This window comes from Pseudomonas sp. S3_G06, from assembly GCF_054667565.1.
Window position 1 is genome coordinate 297,359 of record NZ_CP162738.1, and the last position, 22,676, is coordinate 320,034.

Genomic DNA, 22,676 nt, shown 5'->3' on the forward strand with positions numbered 1-22,676 from the left:
GAGGGGATTTATCCCCGCTGGACTGCGTAGCAGGCCCTGTTTTTCTCAGGTAAAAACTTGGGAGCGCTGCGCACTCCAACGGGGATAAATCCCCTCGCCACAGCTGTTGCCTACAGCGGCAATCCAGCCTTGACCCGATACTGATTGCGCACCGGCGTCGCATATTGCAGCACCAGGTACGGCCGATGCTCAGCGGGGCAGGCGTCCAGTCGGCTCTGCCATTCATCCTGCGCCTTGGCCAGTTCGTCAGCCGGGAACACCTCGGCCGCTTTCGGCACGTTCAGTTGCGAATCGGCATCCGCCCACTGCGCGTACGCCAGGTAATGCACCGGGAACAACCGGTAGCCGCCGAGAATCTGCTTGTCCATTTCGATCGCCAATTGCTTGGTGTCTTCGAACACCTCGGTGATCGGCGCGGCAAAGTTCACGTGGACCCGGCCCTTGTAGCCGGTGATGCCCTTGGCGATGCTCACGTCATCCTCGCCCGGCGCCTTGGCGTAGGTGCCGGTGGTGGCGCGGATGTATAGCTCGCGGGCCTTGGCCTGATCGCACGGGTCGTACTCATAGCTGATCGACACCGGCGTCACGTTGAGCGAGCGGATCACTTCGCCGAACGGCTCGTCCTTGCGGCTCATGTGGAACATCTTGAGGATCGCCGACTCGGTGCGGTCGTCGCCGTCCTTCGCCCGACCTTCCGCCTGAGCAATCCAGATCGAGGCGCAATCGTTGCGTATCGAGTGATTGATGTACGCCGACAGCAATTGATACGCCGCCATTTTCTCGCGACGGCCGGTGATCGAACGGTGGACGATGAAGCTCTTGTTCAAGCGCATCAGGTCACTGACAAACGGCTTTTGCAGCAGGTTGTCGCCAATCGCGATGCGCGGTGTCGGCAGGCCGGCGTGGTATACGGCGTAGTTGACGAAGGCCGGGTCCATGACGATATCGCGGTGGTTGGCGATGAACAGGTAGGCGCTGCCGGACTTGAACTGCTCGACACCGGTATACGTTACGCCGTCGGTGGCGCGCTCGATGGTGTGGTCGACGTAGAACTCGACTTTGTCCTGTAAGGTAGCCACGGAATTCACGTCGGCAAACTCACGACGCAGCCGATGGGCTATAAGAGGTTTGAGCATCCAGCCGAAGGCACCGGCAAAACGCGGGAAGCGGAAGTGGGTGAGGATATCTAGAAACGCCTTGTCGCCGAGCAGCCTTGCCAGTACCGCAGGTACTTCGCTGTCGTCGTAAGGTCGGATGGCATCGAATTCGCCCATCATGCTCTCTTGTTGGAAACGGCTAGGGTAAGTAAAGGGTTTGATCGAAAACCCGCGGGGCACGGTCTGAAAAGTAGTCAGACAAAAATAGCCCTGCAAATAGACCGGCGATTATACGCACAAGTCACTGGGGAGACCGCGATGCTGGAAAATGCACTGTATGAATGTCCGTATTGCGGTGAGGAAATCGAGACCACTCTGGATTTGTCCGCTGGGGATCAGACGTATATCGAAGACTGCCAGGTGTGCTGTCGTCCGATCACCTTTGTCCTGCAAGTACATGAAGAAGAGTGGCATCTGGAAGTCTTCAGCGAAAACGAGTGAGGGCCGCGTATGCAGCGAATCTACGAACCGGCGAACCTGATGGAGGGTGAAATGCTCAAGGGCATGCTTGCCAGTGAGGGGATCGAGGCGCATCTGATCGGCCGTGATCTGGTGGGCGGTGCGGGTGAATTGCCGATCTTCGGCCTGCTCTGGCTGTCGGTGGATAACGATCAGGCCGAATACGCCCGCGAGTTGATCACCGCGTACAATGCCGCGCTGCCGCTGCCCGGCGACGAACCGGAAAGCTTTCCCGGCACGCTGGTCTGTTAGGCTGGCCTTCGTTTTATTCAGAGTCGTGTTGCCCCATGTGTGGACGTTATGCCCTGTTTCGCTGGAACCGCGAGTTCGCGGCCCTGCCAGGTTTTCCCGCCGATCAGCAGGCGCAGTGGAACATTTCTCCGAATGACTCGGTGTTGATGCTGCGTGCCGAAGAAGATGGCCAGCGCACCTTGGCCCGTGCACGCTGGGGGCTGACGCCGCCGTGGCTGACCGATCTGTCGAAGACCCCGGCCCATGCCCGCGCCGAAACCGTGGCCGAGCAGCCGATGTTTCGTGAAGCGCTGCGTCTGCGGCGTTGCCTGCTGCCGGCTAACGGTTTCTACGAATGGCGCGGCATCCAGCGCAAGCGACCGTACTGGTTGACGCCGGGGGAGGGCTCGTCGTTGTTTTTCGCCGCGATCTGGGAAGCGTATCCGGTGCAGGAACAGGTCTGGCTGAGCACGGCAGTGATCACTCAATCGGCGGCGAGTCAGCGGCGACCGTTGATTCTCGATGAAGCGGGGCAGGCTGCCTGGCTTGATCCTGAAACGCCGCTGCATGTCTTGCAGGGTTTGCTCGCCAGTGAACCGGCGGCGCTGCGCGAGCGGGTGCTGGCGAATCTGGTGAATGATCCGAAGTTGAACGGGCCGGAGTGCCTCACCCCGGCTTGATGAGTGATCTGTGCCGGCATATTCGCGAGCAGGCTCGCTCCCACATGTGAATGCAATCCAACTGTGGGAGCGAGCCTGCTCGCGAAGAGGATCTAAAGATCAGACCTTGAACTGATTGATCAACCGCCGCTGCTGTTCCGCCAGTTTGGTCAACCCGGCGCTCGCCGAGCTCGATTCATCCGCACCGCCCGCCACTTCATTCGCCACCTTACCGATGTTGATCACATTGCGGTTGATGTCGTCGGCTACTGCACTTTGCTCTTCCGCCGCACTGGCAATCTGCGTGTTCATGTCGTTGATCACCGACACGGCCTGAGTAATGGTCTCCAGCGCTTCGGCCGCTTTCGCCGCGTGCTGCACGCTTTCGTCGGTGCGGTTCTGGCTGTCTTCCATGACGCGCACCACATCGCGGGTGCCTTGCTGCAATTGCTGGATCATCGCCTGGATTTCTTCAGTGGCCTTCTGGGTTTTCTGCGCCAGATTGCGCACTTCATCTGCGACCACGGCAAAACCGCGACCCTGCTCGCCGGCCCGGGCGGCCTCGATTGCCGCGTTCAGTGCCAGCAGGTTGGTCTGTTCGGCGATGCCGCGAATGGCGGTGAGGATGGCGTTGATGTTTTCGCTGTCCTTGGCCAGCGTCTGCACCACCTCGACAGCCTTGCCGATTTCCACCGCCAGTACGCCAATCGAATTCGATGTGTCGCGCACGATCTGCATGCCTTGGCTGGCGGCCTGATCGGCGTGGCTTGCCGCTTGTGCTGCCTGGGTGGCGTTGCGCGCGACGTCCTGGGCGGTGGCGGTCATTTCCTGCACCGCGGTCGCTACCTGATCGATTTCGGCCATTTGTTTCTGCACGCCGATGTTGGTGCGAATGGCGATGTCGGCGGTGTGTTCCGAGGAATCGCTGACGCTCTGCACCGAGGTCACCACTTGCGTAATCATCGCCTGCAACTTGGCGAGGAAGGTGTTGAAGCCTTTGGCAATCGAGCCCAGTTCATCGCTGCGGTCGCTGCTCAAGCGACGGGTCAGATCGCCTTCGCCCTGAGCGATGTCATCAAGCATGGCGACCATTTGCTTGAGTGGCCGCGCAATGCCGTGACCCACCAGCCAGATCACCAGCAGGCCGATGCCGGCGATGATCAGGCCGACCATGGCCATGCCGAAGGTGTCGGATTTGCGCTGGGCATCAAGATCAGCCTGGAGGTTTTGCAGATCGGCCATGACCGCGTTTAGCGGCAATTGCAGCATCAGTGTCCAGCGTGCGTCGGTCTGGCCGATGCCGAACGGCAGGTACAGTTCGATGCGGCCCTTGGCCTGATTCACCGAATAGGTGACCTCGTCGCGCTTGAGATTGGCGAGACTGCTGGCCTGTTCGGCGTCGAGGATGTCGCTGACTTTTTCACCAAATTTGCTCGAGTCCTTGGTGTAGGCAACGATCCGCCCGTTGCCGCCGACCAGAGCCATTTCACCGGCGCCGCTGTAAAGCTTCTGGTTGGCGGCGAGCAGCATGTCCTGAATGAAGTTCACCGAGAGGTCGGCGCCGACGATGCCCTGGAACGCGCCGTTGACCATGATCGGTTCAATGAACGAGGCGAGCATGACAATCTTGTCACCGACCTTGTACGGTGCCGGGTCGATCACGCAGGCTTTCTTCGTCTCTTTCGAGCACAGGTAGTACTCGCTGGCGCGTATGCCGGTGGACAAGGTTTTCTGGTCGTCGACATCGGCCAGTTTGTCCACGCCCAGGCTGCCGTCGGTATTGCGGAACCACCACGGCAGGAAACGTCCATTGGCTGGATCGATACCGACCACGGCGCTGCCGATGTAGGCCGCGTCATTGTGGTCCAGTGCGTTTTTTTCCCAGCCGATGTATGTGCCGAGAATTTTCGGGTTCTTTTCGACGTTTTCCTTGATCAGGCTGATCAGTTGCTCGCGGCTGACGCTCAGGCGCGGCTGGCCGTCGGCGGCGGTTGTGCCGAGCAGGGCGTTGACCCGTACCAGGCCGCCGGCAATCAGCAGCGGCGCTTCGAGTTCGCGCTGGATCTGGCTGACCTGGGTCTGCGCCAGCGAAGTCAGGCGCTGTTCGATGACTTGCTCGAACTGCGCCTGGGTGCGCTGTTGCACCATTTCTTGCGTGCGAGCGCCGGAGAACAGCGCGTACAGCACCAGCGCCGCGACCACGCTTAGAACGATGGCGCCGGCCAGAGCGGCGACGGAAAACTGGATCGACTTGAACTTCATGGGAGCTCCGCACGCAAGAGGACAATCTGCGAGGGATTTATCGGCGCGGTGGGCGCGGCCATTAGAGACGCTGGTCGGAATCGGCCCGCGATGTCGCTGATGGATCGGTGCACGGCGGATTCAATGCGCCTTGAGGAATTTCCAGCCAGACTTGCGGCCTTAGGTGGATGTACGCGCAATGCGTCCGTTGTATCTGGCGCCAATACAATTAGCCGCCTAGGATACGCCTCAGGTTTTCAGGGAGCTTTTGAATGAACAAGACATTAGTGGTAAGTGCTTTGAGCGCAGCGCTGTTGCTGGCCGGTTGTCAGTCGGTCAACACCACCAGCGGCGGTGCCGTGGGCGTGGAGCGCAAGCAGTACATGTTCAGCATGCTGTCCTCGCAAGAGGTCGATCAGATGTACGCGCAGTCGTATCAGAAGACCGTCGGCGAGGCGTCGAGCAAAGGTGTGCTGGACAAGACCAGCCCGGAAGCCAAGCGCGTGCAGACCATCGCCAACCGCTTGATCGCCCAGGCGCCGACCTTCCGCCCGGACGCGGCGCAGTGGCAATGGGAAGTCAATCTGATCAAGAGCGATGAGCTCAACGCCAACTGCGGTCCCGGCGGCAAGATCATCTTCTACACCGGGCTGATCGACAGTCTGAAACTCACCGACGATGAAATCGCTGCGGTCATGGGCCATGAAATCGCCCACGCCCTGCGCGAGCACGGTCGTGAAGCGATGTCCAAGGCTTACGGTATGGAGATGGCGAAGCAGGGCGCCGGTGCCTTGTTCGGTCTGGGTCAGGACAGCCTGGCGCTGGCCGACACCGTGGCCAACTACGGCATGACCTTGCCCAACAGCCGCGCCAACGAAAACGAAGCCGACCTGATCGGCCTGGAACTGGCCGCCCGCGCCGGTTACAACCCGAACGCGGCGATCACCCTGTGGGACAAGATGAGCAAGGCTTCCGAAGGCGCGCCACCGGAATTCATGAGCACTCACCCGGCATCGAGCAGCCGCATTGCTGCGTTGCAGGCAGCGATTCCGAAGGTGATGCCGCTGTACGAAAAAGCCCCGAAGTCTTAAAAGTCGAAGGACACAACGATTCTTCAGGTTGGGAGGGCTGTTGTGGCGAGGGGATTTATCCCCGATGGGCTGCGAAGCAGCCCCCAAAACCTGCAAATGCGCTATGTATGACACTCTGAGGCAGCAGGTTTGGGGGCGCTTCGCGCCCCATCGGGGATAAATCCCCTCACCACAGGTTTTGGGTAGTTCAGTAGACGGGGTTAAACCCAGCCGCTGCTCTGCATGGCCTTGTATACCGCAACAATCGCCAGAATCATGAACGCCGAAGCCGCGAGGCGGCGGATCAGGGTCAGCGGCAGTTTCTCTGCAGCAAAGTTACCCGCCAGGACCACCGGCACGTTGGCAATCAGCATGCCCACGGTGGTGCCGATAATCACCAGCCAAAGTTCCGGATATTGCGCGGCGAGCATCACCGTGGCGATCTGCGTCTTGTCGCCGATTTCCGCGATGAAGAACGCGATCAGCGTGGTCAGGAACGGCCCGAACTTGCGCGCCGTGCTGGCTTCGTCGTCATCCATTTTGTCCGGGACCAGGGTCCACAGCGCCGTGGCGGCGAAGCTGGCGGCGAGGATCCAGTGCAGGACGGCGTCGGAGAAGAAACTGCCGACCCAGGCACCTACCGCACCGGCTGCTGCGTGGTTGGCCAGAGTCGCGGCAACAATCCCGGCGATGATCGGCCAGGGTTTGCGAAAGCGAGCGGCGAGAATCAGCGCGAGCAGTTGCGTCTTGTCGCCGATTTCGGCCAAGGCAACGATAGCGGTGGGAACGAGTAGCGAGTCCAGCATCAGGGATTTCCTAAGGGGCGGGTCGACACGGCTATGACACGTACAGCCTTCCCGCCCCGGGTAAGGTGTGCGTGTCATAGGTCTTGTCAAACCCTGCGATCCGTCTGGTGCGGACGCTTGGGTCGCATACGCCATGATCTGAGGATCAAGTATGTTGACGTATGCCGGACGAGCTTGGCGCTCGTGGGAGACTACTCCCCTAGGACGGAGCGGATTCTGCCTAGGCAAATCCGATTGGGCAAGAACAAATTTTCAACCGCGCTTGGCCCGGTAAATCCGGAAACCATTGCCTTCAGCCTTGATCGCACACACGCCCAGGTGCTCCTCGATCAACGGCTGATACTTGAGGAAGCTGTTCGCCACAAGGCGCAGTTCGCCACCGTTTTTCAGATGTTTCGCCGCTTTTCGCAGCAGGTTCTCCGTAGCGAAATAATCGGTGTGCACGCCGACATGGAACGGCGGATTGCTCAGAATCGCGTTCAAACCCATCGGCGCGGCATCGATGCCATCACCGGTCAGCACTTCGGCCTCCAATCCATTGGCGGCCAGGGTCAGACGGCTGCTGGCGGCGGCGAACGCGTCGACATCCAGCAACGTCACCTGATTGTGCGGATAGCGACGTTTCACCGCAGCCCCGAGCACGCCGGCGCCGCAACCGAAGTCGAGCAGATGGCCGCTCGGCAGTTTGTCCAGATGCTCCAGCAGCAGGGCGCTGCCGCGATCCAGGCGCCCATGGCTGAACACGCCCGGCAGGCTGATGACTTTCAACGGCCCTTCGGCCAGCGGCAGTTCGTAAGTCTGCGCCAGGCTTTCCAGCGGTTTCGCTTCAGGCGCATTGGCCACGGTGACTTGCCAGAGCTGGCAGTGGCGAGCGCTGTCGAGTTTGCGTGGCTTGCCGAACGGGTTGAGCTGTTTGGACGCGCCTTCGATGCCGCTGCGTTTTTCCCCGACCAGAAACACCTCACGCCCGGCCAGACGCGACGCCACGGCGTTGAGGATGTAGTCGGTCAGGTCCTTGGACTTGGGCAGGAACACCACAGCGCTGTCGAACTCGCGCTCCGGGACATTCACGCCGAACTGGCTGCGGCCCTCGAAACGCGCGTCCAGTGCGGCTTGGTCGCCAGCGTGCCAGCACCAGCCGAACGCATTCGGCAGACGCCCGAGCAAATCATCGGCGGGCAGGCCGGCCAACAGCAGCGAACCCTGGAATAACTCGGCCTGACGAAGCAGTACTTCACTGCGCGGATCCATAACTGCTCCTTGAAAAAAGTGCCGCAGTTTATCAACTGACGACCCGCAGCGCCTCACCGCTGAAGAACGCCTGGGCGTTTTCGCTCAGTTGCCCGACGATACGCTGGCGCGCCTCGCGACTGCCCCAAGCGTTATGCGGGGTGACGATCAGGCGCGGGATATCGGCGGCGAGCAGCGGATTGCCCTGGGTCGGTGGCTCGACACTCAACACATCGGTCGCCGCACCGCCGAGGTGGCCGCTACGCAAAGCGTCGGCCAGCGCTTGCTCATCGATCAGGCCGCCCCGGGCGGTATTGACCACAAATGCGCCGGGCTTCATCGCGGCCAGTTCGCGGGCGCCGATGAAATGCCGGGTGTGCTCGTTGAGCGGGCAGTGCAGGGTAAGGGCGTCGATCTGCGGCAGCAGTTCTTCCAGCGGCAAGCGATCCGGTCGAGCAGGGCGCCCCGGAATCTGCCCGAGCAAAACGCGCATGCCGAACGCCTCGGCCAATCGCGCCACGGCACCACCGAGCTCGCCATGGCCGAGCAGGCCGAGGGTTTTGCCTTGCAGTTCGACGATCGGGTAGTCGAGCAGGCAGAACTGCTTCGCCTGCTGCCAGCGGCCTGCGCCCACAGCCTTTTGATAGTCGGCCAGGCGCGTGGCGAGGTTGAGCAACAGCATGATCGTGTGTTGCGCCACCGACGGCGTGCCGTAAGCCTGGCAATTGCACACAGTGATGCCGTGGGCGCGGGCGGCAGTGAGGTCGACATTGTTGGTGCCGGTGGCGCTGATCAGGATCAGTTTCAGTTGCGGGTTGGCAGCCATCGCGGCCGCGTCGATCACGACTTTGTTGGTGATCGCCACACTGGCGCCGTGCAGGCGTTCGCTGACCTGTTCCGGCAGAGTCTGGGCGAACAGCTGCAAGTCGCTGAAGCATTCGCGCAACGGACCGAGGTCCAGATCGCCGAGGTCCAGCGAAGGGTGATCAAGGAATACCGCGCGGCGCGTGTTCGTCATCAACTGTACCTTTTGTGCTGTGAGCGGAGGGCGTACTCTGCCGAGCGTACCAGATGAAACAAATCGTTACGCTGACCCCACAGTGGACACATAACCCTGTGGCGAGGGGATAAATCCCCTCGCCACAGGACTGTGTTCTTTACAGATGTTTTATTGACCAAGCTGCCACAAAGGAGCCCCCATGTACTGGACCGAGTTCTTGACCGTTGCCCTGATCCATCTGCTCGCCGTGGCCAGCCCCGGCCCGGACTTTGCCGTGGTCGTGCGCGAGAGCGTGACCCACGGGCGCCGCGCCGGCACCTGGACCGCGCTGGGCGTGGGCTCGGCGATTTTCCTGCATGTCGGCTATTCGTTGCTCGGCATCGGTCTGATCGTGTCGCAATCGATCGTGCTGTTCAACGCGCTGAAGTGGGCCGCCGCCGCGTATCTGCTTTACATCGGCTTCAAGGCCTTGTGCGCGCAACCGGCGAAAACCGTCACCGATGACTTGCACCGGGAAACCGGCGTACGCACCGCGCGGGGCGCGTTTACCTCGGGCTTCGTCACCAACGGCCTGAACCCGAAAGCCACGCTGTTTTTCCTCTCGCTGTTCACCGTGGTGATCAACCCGCACACACCGCTGGCGGTGCAGGCCGGTTACGGCGTTTACCTGGCGGTGGCGACGGCGATCTGGTTCTGCCTGGTGGCGATGCTGTTCAGCCAGCAACGCGTGCGCGCCGGCTTCGCCCGCATGGGCCACTGGTTCGACCGAACTATGGGTGCCGTGCTGATTGCTCTCGGCGTGAAAATCGCGTTCACCGAGATGCACTGACCGGGCCGCATTGTTCTCTTGTAGGAGCTGACGAGTGCAACGAGGCTGCGATCTTTTGATCTTGTCTTTTCATAAGCAAATCAAAAGATCGCAGCCTTCGGCAGCTCCTACAGGGGCCATATCCAATTTCCAGACACCTGGGGGGCTGGCGCAAAGCTAGCATTTGTACGGCTCTGCAAATCATTCCTTTGGCTGATTTTACTGTCATGCAGGCGCACTAGAGTACGAATCTCTCCGCCAACACCGTGCAGTCAGAAAAGGGATTCTTATGTTGCAGACTCGGGTCATTCCGCCGGCCGATGGGGCCTACCAGTATCCATTGCTGATCAAACGGCTGCTGATGTCCGGCGCCCGTTACGAGAAAACCCGCGAAATCATCTACCGCGACCAGTTGCGCTACAGCTATCCGACCCTGATCGAGCGGGTTGCGCGGCTGGCCAATGTGCTGACGGCTGCTGGCGTGAAGGCCGGTGACACCGTGGCGGTGATGGACTGGGACAGCCACCGTTACCTGGAATGCATGTTCGCCATTCCGATGATCGGCGCGGTGATTCACACCATCAACGTTCGTCTGTCGCCCGAGCAGATCCTCTACACCATGAACCACGCCGAGGACCGCTTCGTGCTGGTCAACAGCGAGTTCGTCGGGCTGTATCAGGCCATCGCGCCGCAGCTGACCACGGTGGAGAAAACCCTGCTGCTGACCGATCTCCCGGAGAAAACCGCGGAGCTGCCGAACCTTGTCGGCGAATACGAGCAACTGCTGGCCGCCGCGAGTGCGCAATACGATTTTCAGGACTTCGACGAAAACTCGGTCGCCACCACGTTCTACACCACCGGCACCACGGGCAATCCGAAAGGCGTGTATTTCACCCATCGGCAACTGGTGCTGCACACCATCGGCGTGGCGACGATCATGGGTTCGATCGACAGCGTACGGCTGCTCGGCACCAACGATGTGTACATGCCGATCACGCCAATGTTCCACGTCCACGCCTGGGGTTTGCCGTACGTGGCGACCATGCTCGGGCTCAAGCAGGTCTACCCAGGGCGTTACGATCCGGAATATCTGGTGGAGTTGTGGCGCAAGGAGAAGGTCACCTTTTCCCATTGCGTGCCGACCATCCTGCAAATGCTGCTCAACGCCAAGGCCGCGCAGGGTGCCGACTTCGGCGGCTGGAAGATCGTGATCGGCGGCAGCGCACTCAATCGCAGCCTCTATGAAAACGCCAAGGCCCGTGGCATTCAGCTGACGGCCGCGTACGGCATGTCGGAAACCGGGCCGCTGGTGTCTTGCGCGCACCTCAACGACGAACTGATGGCCGGCAGCGAAGACGAGCGCACTACTTACCGGATCAAGGCCGGCGTGCCGGGGCCACTGGTCGAAGCGGCGATTGTCGACGGCGAGGGCAATTTCCTTCCGGCCGACGGCGAAACCCAGGGCGAACTGGTGTTGCGCGCGCCATGGCTGACCGAAGGTTATTTCAACGAGCCGCAGAAGGGCGCCGAGCTCTGGGCCGGTGGCTGGTTGCACACCGGTGACGTCGCCACGCTCGACAGCATGGGTGTGATCGATATTCGTGATCGCATCAAGGACGTGATCAAGACCGGCGGCGAGTGGATCTCCTCCCTCGACCTCGAAGACCTTATCAGCCGGCATGCGGCGGTACGCGAAGTAGCAGTGGTGGGCATCGCCGATCCCCAGTGGGGCGAGCGTCCGTTTGCCTTGCTGGTGGTCCGCGAAGGGCAGGTGATCGGTGCACGGGAACTGAAGGAACACCTCAAGCCGTTCGTCGAACTGGGGCACCTGAGCAAGTGGGCGATCCCCAGTCAGATCGCCCTTGTTACCGAAATTCCCAAGACCAGTGTCGGCAAGCTCGACAAGAAGCGCATCCGCCTCGACATCACCGAATGGCAGGCCAACAACAGCACCTTCCTTTCGACGCTTTAGGTGCCTGCTGGCGCGCCGAAACCGGCGCGCCAGACCCACCAAGCAAGCGCTTGGCTTGTGAAATCGAAAAAATCAGCCATCCTTGCCGTGCCGACGTGTGTCGGACTGGCGAAAGGACTGTTCCAGAGTGGTTGGCGGCTGCAAATCACACTTTAGAGGGATCAAGCACTACCACCCGCTGGCTATAGTCCGCTTAAGGACTTTTTGAAAACGGAGCACACGCACTGAACGGGGCGAGCAACTCTGGAACGATTTCGGGCAGCCCTGGCGCCCGGTCCTCCACAGCGTTTTTAAAAGTACTCACTGCCATAACAATAATGCACATGGAGTAGCGTCGATGACCTCAGTAAACCAGTTCTGGCGCCGGGCGAAACTGCCTCTGGCGGTCAGTCTTGCCTCCTCGCTCGCCGGGCCTGCATTCGGCGTCAGTTTCAACGTCGGTGAAATCGAAGGCCAGTTCGACTCGTCCCTGTCGATCGGTGCCAGTTGGTCTACTCAGAGCCCGAACAAGAACCTTATCGGCGTCAACAACGGCGGCCGTGGCCTGTCGCAGACCTCCGATGACGGTCACGCCAACTTCAAGAGCGGCGAAACCTTCTCGAAGATCTTCAAGGGCATCCATGACCTCGAACTGAAATACGGCGACACCGGCGTGTTCGTCCGTGGCAAGTACTGGTACGACTTCGAACTGAAGGACGAGAGCCGCGAGTTCAAGGACATCAGCGACAGCAACCGTAAAGAGGGCGCCAAGTCCTCCGGCGGGCAGATCCTCGACGCCTTCGTCTATCACAACTACGCGATCGCCGATCAGCCGGGCTCCGTGCGTCTGGGCAAGCAGGTAGTGAGCTGGGGTGAAAGTACCTTCATCGGCGGCGGCATCAACTCGATCAACCCGATCGACGTCTCCGCGTTCCGTCGTCCGGGCGCCGAGATCAAGGAAGGCCTGATTCCGGTCAACATGTTCTACGTGTCCCAGAGCCTCACCGATAACCTCTCGGCCGAAGCGTTCTACCAACTGGAATGGGATCAGACCGTCGTCGACAACTGCGGCACCTTCTTCTCCCAGCCGGACATCGTTGCCGACGGTTGCGACAACAATTTGCGCGTACTGAACAAGCGTTCGCAGATTCCGGCGATCGCTTTGGGGCCGTTGGCCGCCAACGGTGTGAACGTCGACCAAGAAGGCGTGCTGGTGCGCCGTGGGCCGGACCGTGACGCGCGCGATAGCGGTCAGTGGGGCGCGTCCCTCAAATACATGTTCGAGCCACTCGACACCGAGTTCGGCGCCTACTTCATGAACTACCACAGCCGTGCGCCGATCTTCAGCGCCACCGGCGCACCGCAATCGGTCTACAACACCGCTGCCGCGCTGCCGGGGCCGTTTGCCGCGCTCGCACCGCTGCTGGTTGCGGGCAACTCCAATTACTTCATCGAATACCCGGAAGACATTCGTCTCTACGGTCTGAGCTTCTCCACCACCCTGCCTACCGGTACGGCGTGGAGCGGTGAGATCAGCTACCGTCCGAACGCGCCGGTACAACTGAACTCCACCGACATCCTGTTTGCCGGTGTGCGTCCACTGGGCGGCGCGCTGACCAACGCTTCGCTGCTCACTGGCGTGCCAGGCCAGGATCTGCATGGCTATGAGCGCAAGGAAATCACCCAGATCCAGACGACCTTCACGCACTTCTTCGATCAGGTCATGGGCGCCAGCCGTCTGACCCTCGTCGGTGAAGTCGGCGCCACCTACGTCGGTGGCCTGGAAAGCCGTTCCGACAAGCGCTATGGCCGCGATCCGGTCTACGGTCCGGGTGAGTTGCCGGCCACTGGCGGTATCGATACCTGCGCCAACATCCTCAACAACAGCACCATCAACGGCGCAGGCCCGGGTTCGCCGCAGAACAACCGCAGCCGCAATTGCGAAAACGACGGTTTCACCACGTCGATGTCGTGGGGCTACCGTGGTCGGGCGATCTGGGAATACAACGACGTGTTTGCCGGTGTGAACCTCAAGCCGAACGTGGCCTGGTCCCACGACGTGAGCGGTTACTCGCCAGGCCCTGGCGGCAACTTCGAGGAAGGTCGCAAAGCGGTCAGCCTGGGCGTCGATGCCGAGTACCAGAACACCTACACCGCGAGCCTGGCCTACACCAATTTCTTCGACGGCAAGTACACCACCGTGGATGACCGCGACTTCGTGGCGCTCAGCTTCGGCGTGAACTTCTAAGCACTGCATTTCAGGACGAACGAATTTATGAAAATAACAAAGAGTCTGTTCCACGCCGGTGTTCTGGGCCTGTCGCTGCTGGCGACCAGTGTCATGGCGGCGGTGCCTGCTGCCGAAGCGGACAAACTGGGCAAGAGCCTGACGCCGATGGGCGCGGAAATGGCCGGTAATGCCGACGGTTCGATCCCGGCCTGGAAACCACTGCCGAAGAATGCCGGCAGCGTCGACAGCAAAGGCTTCCTGTCCAACCCTTACGCCAGTGAGCAGCCGCTGTTCACCATCACCGCCAAGGACGTAGACAAGTACAAGGACAAGCTTGCCCCGGGCCAGTACGCGATGTTCAAGCGCTACCCGGAAACCTTCAAGATGCCGGTCTATCCGTCCCATCGCGGCGCCACCGTGCCGGATGACGTGTTCGCCGCGATCAAGAAGAACGCCACCAGCACCAACCTGGTGTCCGGCGGCAACGGTCTGGAAAACTTCGATACCGCCGTGCCGTTCCCGATTCCGAAAACCGGTGTGGAAGTGATCTGGAACCACATCACCCGCTATCGCGGCGGCAGCGTGACCCGTCTGGTGACCCAGGCCACGCCGCAACCGAACGGCTCGTACAGCCTGGTGTACTTCCAGGATCAGTTCGTGTTCCGCGACAAGATGAAGGACTACGATCCGGCGAACCCGGGCAACATCCTGTTCTACTTCAAGCAGAAAGTGACCGCGCCGGCGCGTCTGGCCGGTGGCGTACTGCTGGTGCACGAGACGCTCGATCAGGTCAAGGAACCGCGTTCGGCGTGGGTCTACAACGCCGGTCAGCGTCGTGTGCGCCGTGCACCGCAAGTGTCGTATGACGGCCCGGGTACTGCCGCCGACGGCCTGCGTACCTCGGACAACCTCGATATGTACAACGGTGCGCCGGATCGTTACGACTGGAAGCTCGAAGGCAAGAAAGAGATGTACATCGCCTCCGACAGCTACAAGCTCGACGATCCGAAACTGAAGTACTCGGACATCATCAAGGCCGGCCACATCAATCAGGACCTGGCTCGCTACGAGTTGCGCCGCGTCTGGCACGTGGTCGCGACCCTGAAGGAAGGCCAGCGCCACATCTACGCCAAGCGTGACTTCTACATCGACGAGGACACCTGGCAGGCAGCGGTCATCGACCACTACGACGGTCGTGGCCAACTGTGGCGTGTAGCCGAGGCGCATGCCGAGAACTACTACGACAAGCAAGTGCCGTGGTACGCCCTCGAAACCCTCTACGACCTGCAGTCCGGCCGCTATCTGGCACTGGGCATGAAGAACGAAGAGAAGCAGGCGTATGACTTTGGCTTCACCGCCACCACCAGCGACTTCACCCCGGCCGCTCTGCGTCAGGATGGTGTTCGCTAAACCTGCGTAAACCCGAGGCCGCATCCTCGTGAAAACGCCCCGACCGGTTCGGGGCGTTTTTGTGTCTGTAGCCTTTTTGTAGCCATTTGTAGCAGTGACCTTCATTACCTCTTCGTTTAAGGCTAGGCTGCGGACATCTGCAACGCCGCCAATCGCCTTCGAACAAGAGCCGGCCATGACTGATCTGTCCCCACTTCCGGGTCCCGCAAGCATCACTGTCGCAGCACTGGACGGGCGTTTTTTCCGCCCGCCGCTGCCTGATGGCTATGTCTTGCGGCCGCGCCTTTGCCAGCGTCTGCAGGCCGGGCTCGGAGGTCGGTTGCTGCTGGTCAGCGCCCCGGCCGGGTTCGGCAAAAGCTCGCTGGCGGTGGAGTTCTGTCAGAGTCTGCCGGCGCACTGGCAAAGTCTCTGGCTGGGCTTGAGTCCGCGTGACAGCGATCCCGGACGTTTTCTTGAGCGCTTGCTCGAAGGTCTGCAGGACTATTTTCCGGCCTTGGGCGCTGGTGCCCTCGGTCTGTTGAAAATGCGTCAGCGTCATCAGCCGTTTGCTTTCGAAGAATGGCTCGACGGTCTGCTCGATGAGCTGGCGCTGCATCTCGATCCTGCTGCACCGCTGCTGCTGGTCCTCGACGACTACCACCTCGCCCAGGGGCCGGTGCTGGATCGTTGCCTGCAATTCTTCCTCAATCACCTGCCCGATGGCTTGCTGGTGATGGTCACCAGCCGCCAGCGCCCGGACTGGCATCTGGCGCGTCTGCGCCTGTCGCGGCAGTTGCTTGAGCTGCACGAACAGGATTTGCGCCTGACCCACGACGAAGCCCTGACTCTGCTCGACCGCCACAGCATCTCACTGCGCGGCGAGGCACTGGAAAGCCTGATCCAGCGCAGCGAAGGCTGGGTCGCCGGCCTGCGCTTCTGGCTGCTGGCGGTGGCCGAGGCGGGCAACGATGCCGCGCTGCCGCAAGGACTGAACGGCGGCGAGGGGTTGATACGCGACTATCTGCTCGAAGAAGTCATCGATTGCTTGCCGGCCGAAGTGCAATCGTTTCTCTACGAAACCGCTCCGCAGGAACGCTTTTGCAGCGAGCTGTGCGACGCCGTCCGCGAAGCCCATGACAGCGCCGAGATCCTGCGCTTTCTGCTCGCCCACCAGGTGTTTCTTGTGCCGCTGGACGAGCACGGTCACTGGTATCGCTATCACCATTTGTTTTCTGACTTGTTGCGCAGCCGGCCGATCGCCCAGGCGATGGTGCCCAACGCCACCCTGCATTTGCGCGCCTGCCGCTGGTTCAATGCGCAGGGCCTGCTCGACGAAGCGGTGGAGCAGGCGTTGCGTGCCGGGCATCTCGACGTCGCGGCGAATCTGGTACAGAACCTGTCCGAAGAACAGCTGCTCGCCGAGCAGAACGTCGGCATGCTGCTGCGCTGGAAAATGGACTTGCCCGACAGTCTGCTGATCAGCACGCCTCGGCTGATCGTGCTCTACAGCTGGGCACTGGGCTTGGCCTGCCAGCTCGACGCCGCCGAAGAGTTGGCCAGCCATTTGAGCCGCTTCCTGCCGGCGCCTTCGGCCACCGCGCAGAAATCCATGCTGGCGCAGTGGCTGGCATTGAGCGGGATCATCGCTCGCGGACGCGGCCATCGCGAACTGACCCTGCGCTATTGCAGTGAAGCGCTGGAGAGCCTGCCGGCCAAGCGTTACGGCCAGCGGCTGATGTGCCTGTCGACCTTGTCCAATCTGGCCATTGCCGACGGAGATCTGTGGCGCGCCCGTGGGCTGAACCGCGAATCCCTCGAGCTGGCGCAACGGGTCGGCAATCCATTATTCGAAGCGTTGGCGCATTACGACAGGGCGCGGGTTTTGCAATCGCGTGGCGAGATTCTGCGCGCGCTGGATGAAGTGCATCAGGGCCTGGAGCGCTTGCGGGGTCTGTCGCCGCAACGCCTGTACGCCGTGCGCGCGCGGCTGACGTTGTACGAAGGTTTCCTGCTGGCGATGCGTTTGCAGCCGCAGGCCGCACGTGTACGCCTACTCGCCGGGATTGGCGAAGCACGGGCCTGTCGCGACATCAGCGTGCTGATCGGTCACTGCGTGATCGCCCGCCTCGACGGCGCTTGTGGCGAGTTCGCCAAGGCCTTCGCCGAACTCGCCGAGGCCGAACGCCTGATGCACATCTGGGACGTACCGCCGATCTACTATCTGGCGATGATCACCCTGGTCAAATGCGAACTGTGGCTGGCCCAGGGCCGCATCGATCTCGCCGAGGCGTGGCTTGCACGATTGGGCCAGACCTACACCGGCGAAAACGCTGCGGCACCGCCGGAGTTTCATCCACAGCTGCCACTGCACGTGGAACTGCAACAGGCGCTGCTCGATGTGATTCAGGAGCAACCGATGCTCGCCGAAGGGCGGTTGAACGTGTTGCATGAAAACGGCCAGCGGACCGGGCGGCAGTTGCTCAGTGTGATGGCGCTGACGCAGAAGGTGGCGCTGTTGCTGTCGAGTGGGCGCGAACCAGAAGCACGCAAAACGTTGAGCCAAGCTCTGGAAGCCGCTGCCGGCGGCGTCTTCCAGCCCTTCGATGCGCTGCTGAAAATTCATGCCGACTGGATGCGCGGGCAGTTGCAGGCGCTCATTTGCAACGCGGTGAGCCAGCAATTGCTCACGCACTTCCCAACAGCCGCGCCGCGCCCGACAGTGGAAAGCTCAGCGACCGAACAACTCAGCAGCCGTGAACTGGCCGTACTGCGTCTGATCGCTCAGGGTTGTTCCAATCAGGAAATCAGTGAGCAGTTGTTCATTTCGCTGCATACGGTGAAAACCCATGCCAGTCACATCAACAGCAAACTTGGCGTCGAACGGCGTACTCAGGCAGTGGCGCGCGCCAAGGAACTGGGATTGCTCTTTTGAGATCGCGCCATGACCCGGCAGAAAAACAAACGCCCCGAACCAATCGGGGCGTTTGTTTTCAGTTCACCGGCCGGGGGTGCAGGCCTGGCAAGTGAACAGGGCGTCAGGCCACCAGATCGTTGGCACTGAAGCTGTTCACACCCACCAGCTGGATTTCAAAGTCCGCGCCGGCATTGCCGCTGACGTTGCCCGACAGTACGTGGTCGACGAAGCGCAGTTGCCCGGCACCGGTGAAGTCATTGGCACCGATGAAGGTGAAACCGTCCATGCCGCCTTGCAGCAGGTTCGCATCGAATTTCGTCAGGTCGATTTTGTCGCCCTGCAGGCTGCTGAAATCGGTGATCACGTCACGGCTGGCGCCCACGCCCATGTCGGTAAGCGAGCTGAACACGAAGGTGTCGGCGCCAGCACCGCCTGTGAGCGTGTCCGTCCCCGCGCCGCCATCCAGTACATTGTTTGTGTCGTTGCCGTAAATGGAGTTGTTCAACCCGTTGCCGGTACCTTTGCTGGCGGACCCGACAAGATTCAGAATCTCCAGGTTGGCCCCCAAGGTGTAATCGACGTACGAATAGACGCTGTCGATTTCCGAGACCGACGTGCCGGTTTCGGTGACCACATCGCCGATGTTGTCGACGATATACGTGTCGTTGCCACCGCCGCCGGTCATGGTGTCAGCACCTTTGCCACCGTTGATGAAGTTGGCATCGGCGTTGCCGACCAGGATGTTGTCCAGGCCGTTACCAGCCAGGGTAAATGCGCCGGCGCCGAGTACAGTGACGTTTTCGACGTTTTGCAGGTTGCCAATGTTCAGATCAATGATGGTGCTGGTTGACGTCGCGTTGAACAGCGTGATCAAAGTATCGCTTCCTTCGTTGGCGTTTTCCTGGATCAGCGCCAGTTCGGCGTACTGGTCGAGGGCGTAGGCATCGCTGCCTTTGCCACCAATCATGGTGTCGACACCGGCACCCCCATTGAGTTGGTTATTGCCGTCGTTACCGGTCAGCAGGTTGTTCTGGTCGTTGCCGATGGCGTTGGTGCCGGCCGTCCCCGTCAGAATCAGGTTTTCCAGATTCGCACTGAGGGTGTAACTGACCGAGGCGCGGACCGTGTCGATCTCATTGGCCAGAGTGCTGGTTTCGCTGATCACGTCACTGACGTTGTCGACGATATACGTATCATTGCCAGTACCGCCCGCCATGAAGTCGGCGCCCGCACCACCGTCGAGGATGTTGTTGCCGGTATTACCGTAGATCACATTGTTCAGGGCGTTACCGTTGGCATGCAAGTGGCTGCCCCCGGCCAGGGTCAGGTTCTCGACATTGGTACCCAAGGTGTAATCAATGTAGGAGTACACCGTGTCGATTTCTGACAGCGATACGCCGGTCTCGATCACTGCATCGTTGATGTTGTCGACAATGTAAGTGTCATTGCCAGCGCCACCAGTCATGGTGTCTGCGCCCTGGCCCCCGTTGATGAAGTTGGCAGCAGCGTTGCCTACCAAGACGTTGTTCAGGCTGTTGCCGGCCAGCGTGAATTCACCGCCACCCAGCAACATGACATTTTCGACTTGCTGCAGATTGGTCAGATTCAGGTCGACGATGCTGGTCTGCGCGTTGGCGTTGTATTGGATGAGCAGCCTGTCGACGCCTTCGCTGGCGTTCTCCTGGATGAGTGCCAGTTCGGCGAACTGGTCGAGGGCGTAATCGTCATTGCCTTTGCCACCGATCATGGTGTCGATACCCAGGCCGCCATTGATCTGGTTGTTGCCGTCGTTACCGTAAATGACGTTGTTCAGCGCGTTACCAACGCCTGTAAGGTCAGTGCTGCCGACCAGTGTAAGGTTTTCGACATTGGCACTCAGATAGTGGCTTACGTAGGAGTAGACCGTATCGATTTGCGACGGTGTTGCATCGGTTTCGATGACCTGGTCGAGGATGTTGTCGACGATGTAGGTGTCGTTACCACCGCCGCCCTGCATGATATCGATGCCTTTGCCACCGTTGATGAAGTTGGCATCGGCGTTACCGATCAGGGTGTTGTTCAGTTCGTTGCCTGCCAACGTAAAGGCGCCTGCGCCCGACACGCTCAGGTTCTCGACGTTCTTCAAATTTGCGATGTTGAGGTCGATCGTACTGTTCAACGCGGTCGCGTTGAACAGCGTGATCAGGGTGTCGTTGCCTTCGTTGGCGTTTTCCTGGATCAGCGCCAGTTCGGCGGACTGGTCGAGGGCATACGCATCGTTGCCCTTGCCACCGATCATGGTGTCGACTCCGGCACCGCCATTGAGCTGGTTATTACCGTCGTTGCCTGTCAGCACGTTGTTCTGCCCGTTGCCGATCGCGTTGGTGTCGGCCGTGCCAGTCAGAACAAGGTTTTCCAGATTCGCACTGAGGGTGTAACTGACCGAGGCGCGGACAGTGTCGACCACCCCGACCAGATCCCAATCCTCAAAGATCACATCGCCAGTGTTGTCAACGATGTAGGTGTCGTTGCCGAACCCGCCTGCCATATAGTCGGCACCGAGGCCGCCATCCAGAATGTTGTTGCCCGCATTACCGTAGATAGCGTTGTTGCGTGCATTGCCGGTAGCGTTCAGATTTGCTTCGCCGGCCAGATTCAGATTCTCAAGATTGTCGCCCAGGGTGTAATCGATATAGGAGTAGACCGTATCGATCTCCGTAAGCGAGGCACCGGTCTCGATCACTGCGTCGTTGACATTGTCGATGATGTAGGTGTCATTGCCGGCGCCGCCGGTCATAATGTCGGCGCCTTGGCCGCCATTGATGAAGTTTGCGTCAGCGTTACCGATCAGGACGTTGTTCAGGCTGTTGCCGGCGATGGTAAACGCCCCCGCACCCAGCACGGTCACGTTTTCGACGTTCTGCAGATTGCTCTGGCTGAGGTCGATGAGGTTGTATTGCGCGTTGGCGTTGAAAAGCGTGATCAGCGTGTCGTTGCCTTGGTTGACATACTCGCGGATCAGTCCCAGTTCGGCACCTTGATCGAGAGCGTAAGCATCATTGCCATCGCCGCCGATCATGGCGTCAATGCCGGCGCCACCGTTGAGCTGATTATTGCCCGAGTTGCCGACCAGGATATTGCCGAGCGCGTTGCCAATAGCGTTGATGTCAGCAGTGCCGGTGAGAATCAGGTCTTCAACATTCTTACCCAGGGTATAGCTGATTGAAGACTGTACCGTATCGATCTCGCTGTACAGCGCACGGGTTTCGATGACCACATCGGCAACGTTATCGACGATGTAGATATCGTTGCCGGCACCGCCGGTCATGATGTCGGCCCCCAGGCCACCGTCCAGAACGTTATCGCCGGCATTGCCCGTGAGTTCGTTGTTCAGTGCATTGCCCGTGGCGGTCAGATTCGCAGCACCGGACAGCGTAAGGTTTTCGACATTGTCGCCGAGGGTGTAGTCGATATACGAAAAGACACTGTCGATTTCAGAGCGTGAGCTGCCGGTTTCAACCACCACATCGCCCGCGTCATCGACAATGTAGGTGTCGTTGCCGGCACCGCCAGTCATGGTATCGGCCCCGGCCATGCCATTGAGCAGGTTGTCCAGTGCGTTGCCGATCAATGTGTCGTTGAAACCGGAACCGACGGCGTTTTCGATCTTGGCGCCGAATGCAATCGCCAGCCCTTCGTTGAAGTCAGCGCCATCAGGGTCGCTGAAGACTTTGCCGATCTTGCTGAACGCGCCTTCGTTGAGGTCGATGCGCACGGCCGCTGCCTGGTTGCTGCCGTCGATCGCGTCGACACCGCCGGCGTCCCATATCGTTTCGAAAACCGATTGATTGGCTGCCCAGGAGTAGACGGTGTTGCCTGTCGCCCACATAGTATTGGCGCCGTAGAGGTTCTGGATCGCCAGAATGTCCAGCAGCATCGGAGTGGTCGGGTGGTAAGAGTATGAGTTGTTGTAACTCATGATCGTATGGGTAATGTCGTCCAGCGCCGGATCCATCGTCGTCGCGTTGCCCGGCGTCGGTGCGAACGGATGTTTGAGTCCGAGTGCATGTCCGATTTCATGAACGAATGTCATGAAATCGTAGGTACCTTTGACCGGCGATGGGTCATCGGTGTTCGGGCCGATCCAGATGTCGCCGGCATTGGGGGTGTCGCCCGGCGTGTATGCCCAAGCGGCAGCGTCGGCGTCCATGAGTGCGTAGCCGCCAAACCGGATGTCCCCAACGTTGGCCCAGTTGTCACTGGTCTGGCGGAAAGTGATGTCGGCCACTGCGCTCCAAGTGCTTAACGCGGCGGTCGCTGCGGCCCGCTGGGTCGCAGTCAGCTCGTATCCCGCTTCGTATTCATTGGCTGCGCTGTAATCTGACGCGAAATACGAATTTCCCAGGCTTATAAAGCTGTAAGTCAGGCTGACGCCCATTCCATCATCAGCCCACTTGGTACCGGATAGAAGACTGTCGAGATATTTGATTCCGGTCAGTGAAACATACTGGCTTTCGGTCGATTCGGTTGGGCGTGGCATTGCGCAATTCCT

General features: G+C 60.3%; 15 protein-coding genes and 1 riboswitch. Of the genes, 9 read left to right on the top strand and 6 right to left on the bottom strand.

Translation table 11 applies throughout. The annotated features are described in order from the left end of the window. Positions 1–110: 110 nt before the first annotated feature. On the bottom strand, positions 111–1,274 hold the full coding sequence (locus AB4N47_RS01420) for a 1-acyl-sn-glycerol-3-phosphate acyltransferase (RefSeq protein WP_177434129.1): 1,164 nt from the start codon (positions 1,272–1,274) through the stop codon (positions 111–113). Positions 1,275–1,415: 141 nt separating this feature from the next. Between AB4N47_RS01420 and AB4N47_RS01425 the strand changes: the two genes are divergently transcribed. From AB4N47_RS01425 to AB4N47_RS01435, 3 genes are read left to right on the top strand one after another with little or no spacing between them, the layout of a single operon-like run. Then, positions 1,416–1,598: a CPXCG motif-containing cysteine-rich protein gene (locus tag AB4N47_RS01425; RefSeq protein WP_122706669.1), complete on the top strand. Its 183-nt coding sequence runs from the start codon at positions 1,416–1,418 to the stop codon at positions 1,596–1,598. Between the two features lie 9 nt (positions 1,599–1,607). Further along, the gene (locus tag AB4N47_RS01430) at positions 1,608–1,868 is read left to right on the top strand and encodes a putative signal transducing protein (RefSeq protein ID WP_024014272.1); all 261 of its coding nucleotides are present in this window, start codon (positions 1,608–1,610) and stop codon (positions 1,866–1,868) included. A gap of 35 nt (positions 1,869–1,903) precedes the next feature. Beyond that, positions 1,904–2,527 (top strand): SOS response-associated peptidase, encoded by a 624-nt coding sequence (locus tag AB4N47_RS01435; RefSeq protein ID WP_341639438.1) that lies wholly within the window; start codon positions 1,904–1,906, stop codon positions 2,525–2,527. A gap of 99 nt (positions 2,528–2,626) precedes the next feature. Here the strand turns inward: AB4N47_RS01435 and AB4N47_RS01440 are convergent, their stop codons facing one another. After that, positions 2,627–4,768 (bottom strand): methyl-accepting chemotaxis protein, encoded by a 2,142-nt coding sequence (locus AB4N47_RS01440; RefSeq protein WP_341639439.1) that lies wholly within the window; start codon positions 4,766–4,768, stop codon positions 2,627–2,629. A gap of 251 nt (positions 4,769–5,019) precedes the next feature. On the opposite strand from AB4N47_RS01440, the gene AB4N47_RS01445 reads away from it, so the two are divergent. After that, the gene (locus tag AB4N47_RS01445; protein ID WP_016773242.1) at positions 5,020–5,838 is read left to right on the top strand and encodes a M48 family metallopeptidase; all 819 of its coding nucleotides are present in this window, start codon (positions 5,020–5,022) and stop codon (positions 5,836–5,838) included. 200 nt (positions 5,839–6,038) lie between these two features. Here the strand turns inward: AB4N47_RS01445 and AB4N47_RS01450 are convergent, their stop codons facing one another. The 3 genes from AB4N47_RS01450 to AB4N47_RS01460 all read right to left on the bottom strand — a co-directional run bounded on the left by AB4N47_RS01450 (position 6,039) and on the right by AB4N47_RS01460 (position 8,871). Further along, positions 6,039–6,623, bottom strand: coding sequence for a TMEM165/GDT1 family protein (locus AB4N47_RS01450; RefSeq protein WP_341639440.1), 585 nt, complete (start codon positions 6,621–6,623; stop codon positions 6,039–6,041). A gap of 88 nt (positions 6,624–6,711) precedes the next feature. After that, positions 6,712–6,836: riboswitch (yybP-ykoY riboswitch) on the bottom strand. 39 nt (positions 6,837–6,875) lie between these two features. Further along, positions 6,876–7,874 (bottom strand): class I SAM-dependent methyltransferase, encoded by a 999-nt coding sequence (locus AB4N47_RS01455; protein WP_341639441.1) that lies wholly within the window; start codon positions 7,872–7,874, stop codon positions 6,876–6,878. A 31-nt stretch (positions 7,875–7,905) separates the two neighbouring features. Beyond that, entirely contained in the window at positions 7,906–8,871 is a 966-nt protein-coding gene (locus AB4N47_RS01460; protein ID WP_280038387.1) for a 2-hydroxyacid dehydrogenase, read from the bottom strand. 181 nt (positions 8,872–9,052) lie between these two features. On the opposite strand from AB4N47_RS01460, the gene AB4N47_RS01465 reads away from it, so the two are divergent. From AB4N47_RS01465 to AB4N47_RS01485, 5 genes are all read left to right on the top strand, one after another. Next, positions 9,053–9,682, top strand: coding sequence for a LysE family translocator (locus AB4N47_RS01465; RefSeq protein ID WP_341639442.1), 630 nt, complete (start codon positions 9,053–9,055; stop codon positions 9,680–9,682). 268 nt (positions 9,683–9,950) lie between these two features. Further along, a complete protein-coding gene (locus AB4N47_RS01470) occupies positions 9,951–11,633 on the top strand; it encodes a fatty acid--CoA ligase (protein ID WP_073473480.1) in 1,683 nt (560 codons plus the stop codon). A 337-nt stretch (positions 11,634–11,970) separates the two neighbouring features. Continuing rightward, positions 11,971–13,860, top strand: a complete 1,890-nt coding sequence (locus AB4N47_RS01475) for a DUF1302 domain-containing protein (protein ID WP_110603014.1) — start codon at positions 11,971–11,973, stop codon at positions 13,858–13,860. 27 nt (positions 13,861–13,887) lie between these two features. Continuing rightward, positions 13,888–15,252 (top strand): DUF1329 domain-containing protein, encoded by a 1,365-nt coding sequence (locus AB4N47_RS01480; RefSeq protein WP_024014265.1) that lies wholly within the window; start codon positions 13,888–13,890, stop codon positions 15,250–15,252. Between the two features lie 175 nt (positions 15,253–15,427). Further along, positions 15,428–18,163, top strand: coding sequence for a LuxR C-terminal-related transcriptional regulator (locus tag AB4N47_RS01485; RefSeq protein WP_341639444.1), 2,736 nt, complete (start codon positions 15,428–15,430; stop codon positions 18,161–18,163). A 103-nt stretch (positions 18,164–18,266) separates the two neighbouring features. Here AB4N47_RS01485 and AB4N47_RS01490 read toward each other — a convergent pair whose 3' ends face one another. Next, the gene (locus AB4N47_RS01490; protein ID WP_341639445.1) at positions 18,267–22,664 is read right to left on the bottom strand and encodes a M10 family metallopeptidase C-terminal domain-containing protein; all 4,398 of its coding nucleotides are present in this window, start codon (positions 22,662–22,664) and stop codon (positions 18,267–18,269) included. Positions 22,665–22,676 lie beyond the last annotated feature (12 nt).